The 11,960-nt window shown below is 60.9% G+C and carries 12 protein-coding genes and 1 tRNA gene; 8 read left to right on the plus strand and 5 right to left on the minus strand.

What is annotated here, in order from left to right:
- Positions 1 to 117 precede the first annotated feature (117 nt).
- From ACTIE1_RS07780 to ACTIE1_RS07805, 6 genes are all read left to right on the plus strand, one after another.
- Positions 118 to 201, plus strand: a tRNA-Tyr gene (locus ACTIE1_RS07780).
- Positions 202 to 481: 280 nt separating this feature from the next.
- Positions 482 to 1,870, plus strand: coding sequence for a siroheme synthase CysG (gene cysG, locus ACTIE1_RS07785; protein WP_439560653.1), 1,389 nt, complete (start codon positions 482 to 484; stop codon positions 1,868 to 1,870).
- Between the two features lies 1 nt (position 1,871).
- Positions 1,872 to 2,171: a DUF2849 domain-containing protein gene (locus tag ACTIE1_RS07790; protein ID WP_439560654.1), complete on the plus strand. Its 300-nt coding sequence runs from the start codon at positions 1,872 to 1,874 to the stop codon at positions 2,169 to 2,171.
- Between the two features lie 5 nt (positions 2,172 to 2,176).
- Complete coding sequence (locus ACTIE1_RS07795) at positions 2,177 to 3,844, plus strand: nitrite/sulfite reductase (RefSeq protein WP_439560655.1); 1,668 nt, start codon at positions 2,177 to 2,179, stop codon at positions 3,842 to 3,844.
- A complete protein-coding gene (locus tag ACTIE1_RS07800) occupies positions 3,834 to 4,541 on the plus strand; it encodes a phosphoadenylyl-sulfate reductase (protein WP_439560656.1) in 708 nt (235 codons plus the stop codon). The genes ACTIE1_RS07795 and ACTIE1_RS07800 overlap by 11 nt, the downstream gene beginning before the upstream one ends.
- Positions 4,538 to 4,915, plus strand: a complete 378-nt coding sequence (locus tag ACTIE1_RS07805; protein WP_439560657.1) for a DUF934 domain-containing protein — start codon at positions 4,538 to 4,540, stop codon at positions 4,913 to 4,915. The genes ACTIE1_RS07800 and ACTIE1_RS07805 overlap by 4 nt, the downstream gene beginning before the upstream one ends.
- An 86-nt stretch (positions 4,916 to 5,001) precedes the next feature.
- Here the strand turns inward: ACTIE1_RS07805 and rpsA are convergent, their stop codons facing one another.
- From rpsA to ACTIE1_RS07825, 4 genes are all read right to left on the minus strand, one after another.
- Complete coding sequence (rpsA, locus tag ACTIE1_RS07810; protein WP_439560658.1) at positions 5,002 to 6,681, minus strand: 30S ribosomal protein S1; 1,680 nt, start codon at positions 6,679 to 6,681, stop codon at positions 5,002 to 5,004.
- A 284-nt stretch (positions 6,682 to 6,965) separates the two neighbouring features.
- A complete protein-coding gene (locus tag ACTIE1_RS07815; RefSeq protein WP_439560659.1) occupies positions 6,966 to 7,742 on the minus strand; it encodes a 23S rRNA (adenine(2030)-N(6))-methyltransferase RlmJ in 777 nt (258 codons plus the stop codon).
- An 87-nt stretch (positions 7,743 to 7,829) separates the two neighbouring features.
- Positions 7,830 to 8,699, minus strand: a complete 870-nt coding sequence (locus tag ACTIE1_RS07820; RefSeq protein ID WP_439560660.1) for a transferrin-binding protein-like solute binding protein — start codon at positions 8,697 to 8,699, stop codon at positions 7,830 to 7,832.
- Positions 8,700 to 8,867: 168 nt separating this feature from the next.
- Positions 8,868 to 10,094, minus strand: coding sequence for an MFS transporter (locus tag ACTIE1_RS07825; RefSeq protein WP_439560661.1), 1,227 nt, complete (start codon positions 10,092 to 10,094; stop codon positions 8,868 to 8,870).
- Positions 10,095 to 10,174: 80 nt separating this feature from the next.
- On the opposite strand from ACTIE1_RS07825, the gene ACTIE1_RS07830 reads away from it, so the two are divergent.
- On the plus strand, positions 10,175 to 10,804 hold the full coding sequence (locus tag ACTIE1_RS07830; RefSeq protein WP_439561175.1) for a DNA-3-methyladenine glycosylase family protein: 630 nt from the start codon (positions 10,175 to 10,177) through the stop codon (positions 10,802 to 10,804).
- The gene (locus ACTIE1_RS07835) at positions 10,801 to 11,463 is read left to right on the plus strand and encodes an alpha/beta hydrolase (RefSeq protein ID WP_439560662.1); all 663 of its coding nucleotides are present in this window, start codon (positions 10,801 to 10,803) and stop codon (positions 11,461 to 11,463) included. Before ACTIE1_RS07830 ends, ACTIE1_RS07835 begins: the two co-directional genes overlap by 4 nt.
- Before the next feature lie 235 nt (positions 11,464 to 11,698).
- Here the strand turns inward: ACTIE1_RS07835 and ACTIE1_RS07840 are convergent.
- The coding region (locus tag ACTIE1_RS07840; protein ID WP_439563329.1) for a hypothetical protein at positions 11,699 to 11,960 on the minus strand (262 nt) is incomplete at its 5' end.

Consider the following 11,960-nt stretch of genomic DNA (forward strand, 5'->3'; position numbering starts at 1 on the left):
AACGCAGGATCAACCCCCAAAGCAAACCCCCGCACACTGTCAGAAAATAATCTGGGTATTCGCGCAGTTTCCGCCCTTGACGCTGCTTCGGGCCTTCGGTATCGAAGCGTCACATTAGGGCGACGAGCTGCAAGGTGCGGCAGCGGACTGTAACTCCGCCGGGGAGACCCACGCCTGGTTCGATTCCAGGGTCGCCCACCATTTCCCCCCAACATTGTTGCACCTGCTGCGCGATTGCCGCTGAATTCGGGCAGTGTGCGCGCAGCGTGGCCTGTATGTCCGCCCTTCTGATACCACACAAATGCCGACAGGGTTCCGTGTTCAAGCCATGCACAGGACCAGTGATTGCGCCACCCAAGGCATATTGACAAATTTGTACTACAAACGTCACCTAACCGGCACATTGTTCTTATTGATCCGGCCATATTGCCTTAAATCCGGAATTTTGTTCTAAATCGCCCTTAGAAACAAGAGGCGTACAATGCAGCATTTTCCGATCTATCTTGATACCGCACATGCCGATATTGCCGTCATCGGTAACGGCGAGGCCGCGCTGGCAAAGCTGCGTTTGCTGTTCAAGACGCAGGCGCGCATCACTGTGTTTGCACCTGATGCAGAACCCGAACTGGTCCGCGCCGTCAGCGAACACGGGCACACACTTGTTCGCAATACCCCGCAGGCGCAGGATCTGGCGGGAATGCGGCTGGTCTATTCCGCGACGGAAGATGCGGCACAGGACGCCGAGAATGCAGCGCTTGGGCGTTCGGTCGGGGCCTTGGTGAATATCGTCGACAACTTGCAGGGCAGCGACTTCATCACCCCCGCGATTGTGGACCGTGACCCCGTTGTCGTGGCCATCGGCACCGAAGGGGCCGCACCTGTTCTGGCCCGCGCAATCAAGAAAGATATGGAAGAGCGCCTGCCCACCGCATTGGGCCGGCTGGCGCAAGTCGGCAAGGTGTTTCGACCCAAGGCAGAAGCCCTGCCCCTTGGGCGTGCGCGCCGCGATTTCTGGGAAGACTATTACCTGAAGGCCGGACCGGACCTTATGGCCCGACCTGATGCGGTGGACCCGCAACACATGCTGCACGCCCTGCTGGAACGCCACCTTGCGCGGGATCATCGCGCGGGGCGTGTCGATCTTGTAGGGGCCGGTCCCGGCAATGCCGAATTGATGACATTGCGCGCGCGCCGCTTGCTGGACCGCGCCGATGTGGTGATTCACGACCGGCTGGTCACGCCCGAGGTTCTGGAACTCGCGCGCCGCGAAGCGTTGTTCATTGCCGTGGGCAAGGAAGGGTTCGGCCCGTCCACCCCACAGGATGATATCAACGCCCTGATGGTGTACCACGCCCGCAAGGGTGCGCATGTCGTGCGCCTGAAAGGGGGCGATGCCGCCATCTTTGCCCGCCTTGATGAAGAAACCGAAGCGCTGGATGCGGCAGGCATTGACTGGGGCGTAACCCCCGGCATCACTGCGGCCAGTGCGGCCAGTGCCGCGATTGGCCGCAGCCTGACACGGCGCGGACGCAACACGGGCCTGCATATTCTGACTGCGCATGACAAGGATGGCATTGCCGCGCAGGATTGGGCGGCCTTGGCCCGCCCCGATACAGTTGCCGCCATCTATATGGGCAAACGCGCCGCGCGCGTGATTCAGGGCCGCCTGCTGATGCAGGGCGCGGCCCCCGCGACACCGGTCACGCTGGTCGAGAATGCCTCGCATCCCGACCAGACCATCACCCCTTGCACGCTGGACACATTGGCACAAACGGTTCCGTCCCTGCATGGGCCGGTTGTCATGCTTCTGGGTGTGACGCCCGCACATGCAGCGCATGTTTTGCCTGAACTAAATGAAGTGACTGCCTGATATGAAACAGAAATCATCCGCCAAGGTTGTTACCGCCAATTCCCTGATCGAGGGGGATGTGGTTTGGCTGGCCAAAGATGGAAGCTGGACCGGCAGCTTGAAAGATGCGCACCCCTATACCGATCCGGAACTGGCACAGGCCGCGCTGGAACAGGCAGACAAGCGCCAGTCCGAGGTTGTGGGCTGTTATCTGGCCGATATGCACCTTGGCCCCGACGGGTTGGAACCCACCCATTTCCGCGAAGATTTCCGCCGTCGTGGCCCCTCCAACTATGCCCATGGCAAGCAATCGCAAGGATAAGCGTCATGTATCAATATGATGAATTCGACCGCGCCTTTATCACGGAACGCAACCGCCAGTTCCGCGCACAGGTGGACCGCCGCATTGACGGCAGCCTGACCGAAGAAGAATTCCGCCCCCTGCGGCTGATGAATGGCCTGTACCTGCAATTGCACGCCTATATGCTGCGCGTGGCCATTCCCTATGGCACGCTGAATTCCGCGCAACTGCGCCAGCTTGCCATGATCGCCACACGCTGGGACAAGGGTTATGGCCATTTCACCACGCGCCAGAATATCCAGTATAACTGGCCGCGCCTGAAGGATGTGCCCGATATACTGGACGCGCTGGCCGAAGTCGGGTTGCATGCCATCCAGACCTCGGGGAACACCATCCGCAATGTCACGTCCGACCAGTTCGCCGCCGCCGCCGCGGACGAGATTGAAGACCCCCGCCCCTATGCCGAGTTGATCCGCCAATGGTCGACCGACCACCCCGAATTCCAGTTCCTGCCGCGCAAGTTCAAGATCGCCATCACCGGCAGCCCGAATGACCGCACCGTCACCAAGGCACATGATATCGGGCTGCGCATGCTGCACCGCAATGGCCAGACAGGCTTCGAGGTTATTGTGGGCGGCGGGCTTGGGCGCACGCCCATGATCGGCAAGGTGATCCGTGACTTTTTGCCCGTGCAGGACCTGCTGCCCTATCTTGAAGCGATCGTCGGCACCTATAACCTGCTGGGGCGGCGCGACAATAAATACAAGGCGCGCATCAAAATCACCGTACATGAAAACGGGCTGGAAAAGGTGCGCGATCTGGTCGAAGCGCAGTTCCGCAAGATTGCCCCGCAATTTGATGCAGCTGCGACAGCCCAACATCTGGCGCAGCTGAAACAGCAATTTGCAGCGCCCGAGTTGCCCCCGCGCCGTGACACGCACTATCATGACGCACGCCGCAGTGATGGCGTTTTCCGCGCATGGGCCGACACCAATCTGCACCCGCATCGCGTAACGGGCTACAGTATCGTGACCATCAGCCTGAAACCCCATGGCGGCACACCGGGGGACGCCACCGATGCACAAATGACGCTGGTTGCCGATCTGGCTGAACGCTACAGCCAGGGTGAAATTCGCGTCAGCCACGAACAGAACCTTGTTCTGCCGCATGTCGCGCTGGATGATCTGCCCCAATTGCATGCCGCCCTGCGCAAGGCGGGTCTGGCAACGGCCAATGTCGGGCTGGCATCTGACATTATTGCCTGCCCCGGCATGGATTACTGCGCCCTTGCAACGGCGCGGTCCATTCCCGTGGCGCAGGAAATCGCGCAGCATATCGATGCGCTGAAGCTGGAACATGATATCGGCCCGCTGAAGATCAAGATTTCCGGCTGCATCAATGCCTGCGGGCATCATCATGTGGGCCATATCGGCATTCTGGGGCTGGACCGCGCTGGCGTTGAAAACTACCAGATCACGCTGGGCGGCGACGGGACCGAGGATGCGGTGATCGGCACGCGCACGGGGCCGGGTTTTGCCTATGACCAGATCGTGCCCGCCATTGAACGGATTTTGCGCACCTATCTTCATCTGCGCCACGACCGGCACGAAACCTTCCTGCACGCCTATCGCCGCCTTGGTGCCGCGCCGTTCAAATCCGCACTGTATGAGACGGAGCAAACCCATGCCGCATGAGGACCTTTCGGCACTGAACACGCGCTTTGTGAATGACGCCGAGCGCGGATTGCGCTTTGCGCTGTCCGGCGCCTTGGGGCGGGTGGCCCTTGTGTCCAGCTTCGGCGCAGAATCGGCGGTGTTGCTGCATATGGTGTCACAAATTGCGCCGCAAACACCGGTGCTGTTCATTGACTCGCTGATGCTGTTTCCCGAAACGCTGGCCTATCAACGGGAACTGGCGCAGCGGCTGGACCTGCGCGATCTGCGCATCATCACCCCGGACCGAGAGGCGCTGTTTCACCACGACCCTGACAATCTGCTGCACAGGTCCAACCCTGACGGGTGCTGCGCCCTGCGCAAGGCAGAACCCTTGCAGCGGGCGCTGCGCGGGTTCGATGGCTGGATTACCGGACGCAAACAGTTTCAGGGCACAACGCGCAGCCAGCTGCAAATGTTTGAACGTGACGAAACCCATCTGAAGGTGAACCCGCTGGCAACATGGCAACCCGCCCAACTGCAGGAATATATGGCGCGCTTTGATCTGCCGCGCCATCCGCTGGTGTCACAGGGCTATCCATCGATTGGCTGCGCGCCCTGCACGGCGCCAGTCACCACAGGCGAAGACCCCCGCGCGGGCCGCTGGCGCGGGCAGGATAAGGTTGAATGCGGCATCCATATCGCAAACGGCCGCGTAATCAGAAGGCAGGCATCATGAGTGTGATTGTAACGGATACCGGCTTCGCGCCGGATACATATTCAGGCATCTGGACAGAGCTTGCACCCGATGCGGATGACGCCGCATTGCAAGATGCGGTGGACCGGCAACAGCCCATCCGCATCAGTTTTCCCGCCTTCAGCGACGGGCGCGGGTTCACGCTTGCCGCGCGGGCGCGGCGCATGGGGTTCACGGGGCGGTTGCGTGCGCAGGGGCATGTCATTGCAGACCAATACGCAATGGCCCGCCGGTCCGGATTTGACGAGGTCGAGATCAGCGCCGACCTGGCGACCCGCCAGCCACAGGCCCAATGGCTGGCCCGCGCCAACTGGCGCGCGCATGACTACCGCAGCGCGTTGCGCCGCACCGGCTGACGCTTGCGAACCTTGAAATGTAGAAAAGGCAAAGGCCCCGAATTTCTTCGGGGCCTTATTTATTTCAATGCTGATAACAGCTGCGCTTATTTGCGATCTTTCAAGGCTGCGCCCAGAATATCACCCAAGGACGCACCTGCATCGGAAGAGCCGAACTGTTCGACGGCTTCTTTTTCTTCTGCAATCTCGCGTGCCTTGATCGACAGACCAATGCGGCGGGTCTTGCTGTCCACAGATGTGACGCGCGCATCAATCTTGTCGCCGACCTGGAAACGCTCGGGGCGCTGGTCTGCACGCTCAAGGGCCAGATCCGAACGGCGGATGAAGGACTTCATGCCGTTGAATTCAACCTCGATGCCGCCTTCCTCGATCGCGCTGACAGTGCATGTCAGGATCGAGCCGCGCTTGACGCCTTCTACCGCATCCGAGAAGCTGTCGTTTTCCAGCGCCTTGATAGACAGGGAGATACGCTCTTTCTCGACATCGACATCGGCCACCACAGCATGCACTGTGTCGCCTTTGCGGTAGTCCTGAATCGCTTCCTCGCCGCGCTGGTCCCAGCTGATGTCGGACAGGTGAACCATGCCGTCGATATCGCCTTCCAGACCGATGAACAGACCGAATTCGGTGATGTTCTTGATCTCGCCTTCGATCTGGGTACCGGCAGGGTGGCTTTCGGCAAACACTTCCCACGGGTTGCGCAGGGTTTGCTTCAGGCCCAGCGACACGCGACGCTTGTCGCCGTCGATTTCCAGAACCATGACGTCAACTTCCTGGCTGGTCGAAACGATCTTGCCGGGGTGCACGTTCTTCTTGGTCCAGGACATTTCGGAAACGTGAACCAGACCTTCGACACCGGCTTCCAGTTCGACAAATGCGCCGTAATCGGTGATGTTGGTCACGCGGCCCTGATGCACGGAACCCAGCGGGTATTTCGCGCCAACCGAATCCCAAGGATCGGCTTGCAGCTGCTTGATGCCAAGGCTGATGCGGTGGGTGTCCTTGTTGATCTTGATGACCTGCACCTTGATCGTTTCACCAATGGTGACAACTTCGGACGGGTGGTTGACGCGGCGCCATGCCATGTCGGTGACGTGCAACAGACCGTCAACGCCGCCCAGATCGACGAACGCACCATATTCGGTGATGTTCTTGACCACACCATCGGTGATCTGGCCTTCGGCCAGTTTGGCGATGACTTCGGCGCGCTGCTCGGCGCGGGATTCTTCCAGAATGGCGCGACGCGACACGACGATATTGCCGCGGCGACGGTCCATTTTCAGAATCTGGAACGGCTGCTTCAGACCCATCAGCGGGCCAGCGTCGCGCACGGGGCGCACATCGACCTGAGAGCCGGGCAGGAACGCCACAGCGCCACCCAGATCGACCGTGAAGCCACCCTTGACGCGGCCAAAGATCGCGCCATCAACGCGGTCCTGATCGGCATAGGCTTTTTCCAGACGGTCCCAAGCGGCTTCGCGGCGGGCTTTTTCACGGCTGATGACAGCTTCGCCACGGGCGTTTTCAACACGCTCCAGGAAAACTTCTACATCATCGCCGACAGCCACTTGCGGGGCTTCGCCGGGGCTTGCAAATTCTTTCAGCTCGACGCGGCCTTCCATCTTGTAGCCGACGTCGATAATGGCCTGACCTGCCTCGATGGCGATCACACGGCCGGTGACAACGCTGCCTTCGGCAGGGGTGTCCATTTCGAGGCTCTCAGCGAGCATTGCCTCGAAGTCTTCCATGGTTGCTTTAGCGCACATTCAGATATGGTTCCTTTTTCATCATGTTTCTGGCCTGACGGTTGACTCCGCCGGTCTTTGGACTGGGATCACGAAAACCGCATAAAGGTTCACCCGGAACGTGCAACAAACACAAAGGGTCGCGGCTTGCGCCCGACCCTGCCCGTTCAGAATGTGACCTTTGGCCTTCTTGATTGCCGGTTTCCTAGCGCCGACATGGTGTTTGCGCAAGTCCGTAATGCCCTGCGGGCGCAAAACAAGTGGTGTTTTGCCGGATTTCCGGCGGAATATACCGGATTCTGGCGCTAAACCTGCGCCAGAAGGGATTTCACGCGCTGCGCCTCATCGATCATACCCCAAGGCGGGTTAATCACCACCATACCGGACCCCACCATCCTGTGGCCCTGCCGGACCGGGGGAAACCCGATCTCGAATATCGCGGCATCGGGCTGGTCTTGTGATATCTGCGCCAGCATCGGCCCATGCAGCCCCGCCTGCAAGACCGGATACCACAGCATTAGCACGCCCACATTCCATTTGCGCCGGATATCGCCCAGAAGTTTGGGCAGACGGTCGTAATCGCCCTTCACCTCATAAGACGGGTCAATCATCAGCACGCCGCGCCGCGGGGTGGGCGGGCAAACCGACAGCGCCATGTCCAGCCCGTCTTCGTGACGCAAAGTCGCAGCGCGGCCCGCCATATTCGCGCGCAGCGCTGCAAATTCGCGCGGATGCAGTTCCGCCAGCGTCAGGCTGTCTTGCGGGCGCAGCATGGTCGCGGCAATCAATGGCGATCCGGGATAGGACGTCTTGCCATGGCGCGCCTGCACCGCGTGCAGCGCAACGCGGTACGGATGGTCGGGGGCAAACCGCGCCTGCATGCGCGCAATGCCTGCTGCCGCCTCTCCGGTTTTCAGGGCTTCGGGGGCATCAAGGGCATACAGCCCGCGCCCCGCATGCGTTTCGATATAGCTTAACGGCTTGTCCTTGGACGTCATGTAATCCAGCACCCACGCCAGAAGCGCGTGTTTCTGGACATCCGCCAGATTTCCGGCATGGTAGATATGTTGATAAGACAGCATGTGCCCGTCTTGCACCGATTTCCCGCGCGCCACAATGGGGCAATGGCCGCGCCGACGCGATCATCGCCCCCATTCACGCAAGTCAGGTCAATCGCCGTGCGACACGCAACTGGCTTCCAACCCGCGACAGGCCAGAAAAACACCGCTCATGCCGTTTTGGTCATTTACACCGATATCAAACGCACCTGCCGCTTCATTGGCTTGCGGGCCGTAGAATCCGCCCTGCACATTGCCGCCGGCTGCCCCCCCATTGAAGGTGAATGTGCTGGCGTTGGTCGATGCGAACTGGCCGGTTTGCCCGTCAATCGTCACATTGTTGAATCCGGCGCTGACGGGCGTGCCAATATCGCGCAGTGACCCGTCCATTTTGCCCGACAAAAGGGCCGTGTCGAAATTCACAGTCAGGCGAATGCCACCATCTACAATGCCGCCCTGCCCGTCCACAATCGCACCGCCCGTGAACTGGCCCTGATAATCCTGCACCCCTTGCGGCATGACAAGCCGCGTTGCAGCGCGATCCGGCGCGGATTGATACAAGCGGTGATAGGAATGCGTGATTTCACCGTCGCTGGTATGATCCAGACGCAGACTGCCAGCATAGGCATATTCGCCCGCCATGCGCCCTTCCAGCCGCGCGGTTTCGGTTGTGCCCTCCGGCCCACCCACCACGCGACAACTTGCGCCGGAATAATCGGCGCAAATCACGATCATGTCTTGCAAGATTCCATCTTCAAACTGAAACTGAACCTCACCAGACTCCCGCATCGTGGCAAGAACGCGCGACTCCTCCTCGGGGGCGCCGGAAATCTGGCTAAGCACGCCGGTAAAGCTGCGCGTCGCGCTGGGTGACTTGCTGCTACTGCTGCCACCACCACCAGCGCCGCCGCTGCCACCGCTACATGCCGAAAGAAAGAAAAGCGACCCGACAAGGGCCGTGCCGAAAAAACTTTTGCTCATAATCTGCCTCACTCAAAAAATCGCGTCTTGTGCGCGAGTTAGCGGCAGAGTCCGCCTTGGGGCGTCGAATGTCAATCCGCGCGCATCATGTCGCAGTACAGGTGTTGCGCGCGCGACTCAGGTTTTGAAACCGGTATTGCGGAAATCGCGACCTGCCCCGGCGGCAGGTCAGCGCGAGGTCTGTTCCGAAGGACGCAGCGCCAGCCAGATCAGCGCGCCCCCCGCCAGCACAAGGAAGGGCAGCATGGCCATATTCACCAGTTGCCAGCCCGCCTCGGTCGTCCCGCCAGAGCAATTCATCAACGACCCCGAACTGAGGGAGGCCAGAAACACGCCGCCGAAAACAATCATGTCATTCAGGCCCTGAACCCGGCCGCGTTCTTCGACCGAATAGGACGCGGTCAGCATGGATGTCGCGCCGATAAAGCCGAAATTCCACCCCACGCCCAACAGGATCAGCGCGATGTAAAACTGCTCCAACTCCACCCCGGACATGGCAACCGCGCCCGCGCCTGCCAAAATCACCAGCCCGAGCCCCACGATATTGCGCGCGCCAAACCGCGCAATCAGATGGCCCGTGAAGAAGGACGGCGCATACATGGCCAGCACATGCGCCGACACGATATTTGCCGCATCCGAAGTGTCAAACCCGCAGCCCACCACGGCCAGCGGCGTGGACGTCATAACAAGGTTCATCAACGCATAGGCCACTGTCCCGCAAATAATGGCCACGGCAATCACCGGCGTTTGCAACATTTCACGCCGCGACCGGCCTTGCGGCAGGCTCAGGTCCGGTTTGGCAGGCGTTGGAATGTCCAGCATGCTCAGCAAGGCCATGCCCGCAAGGTTCAGCAGGATGACCCCCAGATAGGTCGCCAGAAACGGCACCGGCATCGCATCGGCCGTAAAGGATACCAGTTGCGGGCCAAAGACCGCCGACAAAAGCCCGCCTGCCATGACATAGGAAATGGCCTTGGGGCGGAATTCGGGGCTGGCCGTGTCGGTCGCCGCAAAGCGGTAGAACCCGTTGGCCGACATGTAGACGCCGGTCAGCAATGACCCGAACAGGAACAACAAGAAACTGTCCAGCATCAGCGCATAGGCCCCGATGGCCGCGCCCACGGCCCCTGCCCCGCAGGCCACCCAGAAGCCCGCACGCCGCCCGTAGGCCTGCATGAACCCCGACAGCGGCGTGGCCGTCAGCATGGACCCCAGAACGATCAGCGAAATCGGTAACGTGGCCCAGCACGGGTTGGGCGCCAGGATCTGACCCGCCAGCCCGCCAATGATGAAAATCACCGGAAGCTGTGCGCCCACAACCGCCTGCGCGGCCACAAGCACGATTACATTGCGCTTGGCGCGGGCATCATCATGGGTTGCAATCATGTCTGTCATACGCGCAGGATTAGCCAATCGCTGCATCAAGGAAAAGGGGAATTTTACATGTGCACCAGTTTGTCGCGCAGGGTGCGTTGATGGTCGGGCGTATTCTGACATCCGAGGATTGCATGGCCGAAGGGGCCGCATGGCTGGCCAAGGCTGAGCCGCGCTTTGCCCATGCGCTGGAACTGACCGGCACGCCCCCCCTGCGCAGGCGCGATGACGGCTTTGCGCAATTGCTGTCCGCGATTGTCAGCCAGCAGGTCAGCACCCATGCCGCGCGCGCCATCTGGGGCCGTATGGAAGATGCGGGCCTGACCACGCCCGCCGCTGTTCTGGCCGCCGATGATGCGACACTGCGCGCGCCAGGCCTGTCGGGGCAGAAAATGCGCTATGCCCGCGCGCTGGCCAGTGCGGGCATTGATTTCGACGCCTTGCGCACCCTGCCCGATGCAGATGTCACCCGCATTCTGGTCGAGGTGCCGGGCATTGGCCGCTGGACCGCCGAGATCTACGCCATGTTCAGCCTTGGGCGCGCAGATGTGTTTGCCCCCGCCGATCTGGCCTTGCAGGAATCCGCGCGCCGCCTGTTCGGGCTGCAGGACCGCCCCCGAGAGGCCGCCTTGCGCACCATGGCCGCCGCATGGTCGCCATGGCGCACAGTTGCAGCGGGGCTGCTATGGGCCTATTACCGCGTGGAAACCGACAGGGAAGGCATTATATGACCCGTATTCTGACATCTGCCCGCAAGGGTGCGCCGCAAGGGCAGGCAAAATCTGCCGTGATTTTCGTGCATGGTTATGGCGCGGATGGCGCCGACCTGCTGGGACTGGCCGACCCGTTGGGTCCGCATATGCCCCATACGGCGTTTTATGCGCCCAACGCGCCCGAACGCTGCACCGGCAACCCGATGGGGTTTCAATGGTTCCCCATTCCATGGCTGGACGGATCCTCCGAGGAAGCGGCGCTGACAGGACTGGAAGCCGCCGCAAGCGATCTGGATGCGTTCATCGATCAGGTGCTGGCCGATGAAGGGCTGACAGCGGACGCGCTGGCGCTGGTGGGGTTTTCCCAAGGCACGATGATCAGCCTGCATGTGGCCCCGCGCCGCAAGGAGGCGCTGGCGGGGATCGTGGGGTTCTCGGGGCGGCTGATGCAACCCGAACATCTGGCCGATGACGCCCTGTCCTACCCACCTGTTCTGCTGGTCCATGGCGATCAGGACGAAGTCGTGCCCCCGCAGTCACTGTCCGACGCCGCAGACGCGCTGACAGCGGCAGGGTTTGAAACCTATGCGCATGTGTCAAAAGGCACAGGCCACGGCATCGCGCATGACGGTCTGTCCCTTGCGCTGTCCTTCTTGCGCGACAAACTGCCGGGGTAACAGCAGTCGCTGGGAATAAAGCCCGCGCCACAGGTCGGGCCGGGGTCTGCCGGTCCGGCGTGGGTGGAGTTCACTTTATGCTGGCGGCACACTCCGGCATCAAAGGTTTGGCGTGTCGCTGGCAAAATCAGCAGGCCGCGGGACGGCCCACCGATAGCGTGGGCCACCCTACGGCCTTGGCTCCGCGCTTTTGGGATGCTACACGGGGCGCGGACGCTATCCAAATCACTTAGCGTCACTGGCGCCGCCACTCCTCCAGAAGTTTGTTAAATTCTGTATCACCCAGTTTCGCTTTTGGCCAATGCGCAGGCCAAGTTCTGCTATCGGGTCCAGAACCATCCGCCAAGGTCACGCTGCCATCGCCAAAACAAAGCTCTAGAGTGCAGCGTTTTTCAACATCCGCAGTCAATTGGCAGTTGCGGAACCCCAGTCCTTTTTCACCCTTGTTCCCATGGTGGAAAAAGTCCGGCCAATCTTGATCATGATAATGCGTAAAC

The sequence above is a fragment of the Roseinatronobacter sp. genome (assembly GCF_051859525.1).
Lineage (GTDB): Bacteria > Pseudomonadota > Alphaproteobacteria > Rhodobacterales > Rhodobacteraceae > Roseinatronobacter.

Excerpts from the sequence above, each read along its gene's own strand:
- ACTIE1_RS07795 (WP_439560655.1), top strand. The coding sequence starts at position 2,177 with ATGTATCAATATGATGAATTCGACCGCGCCTTTATCACGGAACGCAAC.
- ACTIE1_RS07790 (WP_439560654.1), top strand. The coding sequence starts at position 1,872 with ATGAAACAGAAATCATCCGCCAAGGTTGTTACCGCCAATTCCCTGATC.
- ACTIE1_RS07815 (WP_439560659.1), bottom strand. The coding sequence starts at position 7,742 with ATGCTGTCTTATCAACATATCTACCATGCCGGAAATCTGGCGGATGTC.
- ACTIE1_RS07805 (WP_439560657.1), top strand. The coding sequence starts at position 4,538 with ATGAGTGTGATTGTAACGGATACCGGCTTCGCGCCGGATACATATTCA.
- ACTIE1_RS07835 (WP_439560662.1), top strand. The coding sequence starts at position 10,801 with ATGACCCGTATTCTGACATCTGCCCGCAAGGGTGCGCCGCAAGGGCAG.
- ACTIE1_RS07800 (WP_439560656.1), top strand. The coding sequence starts at position 3,834 with ATGCCGCATGAGGACCTTTCGGCACTGAACACGCGCTTTGTGAATGAC.
- rpsA (WP_439560658.1), bottom strand. The coding sequence starts at position 6,681 with ATGTGCGCTAAAGCAACCATGGAAGACTTCGAGGCAATGCTCGCTGAG.
- cysG (WP_439560653.1), top strand. The coding sequence starts at position 482 with ATGCAGCATTTTCCGATCTATCTTGATACCGCACATGCCGATATTGCC.
- ACTIE1_RS07830 (WP_439561175.1), top strand. The coding sequence starts at position 10,175 with ATGGTCGGGCGTATTCTGACATCCGAGGATTGCATGGCCGAAGGGGCC.
- ACTIE1_RS07825 (WP_439560661.1), bottom strand. The coding sequence starts at position 10,094 with ATGACAGACATGATTGCAACCCATGATGATGCCCGCGCCAAGCGCAAT.
- ACTIE1_RS07820 (WP_439560660.1), bottom strand. The coding sequence starts at position 8,699 with ATGAGCAAAAGTTTTTTCGGCACGGCCCTTGTCGGGTCGCTTTTCTTT.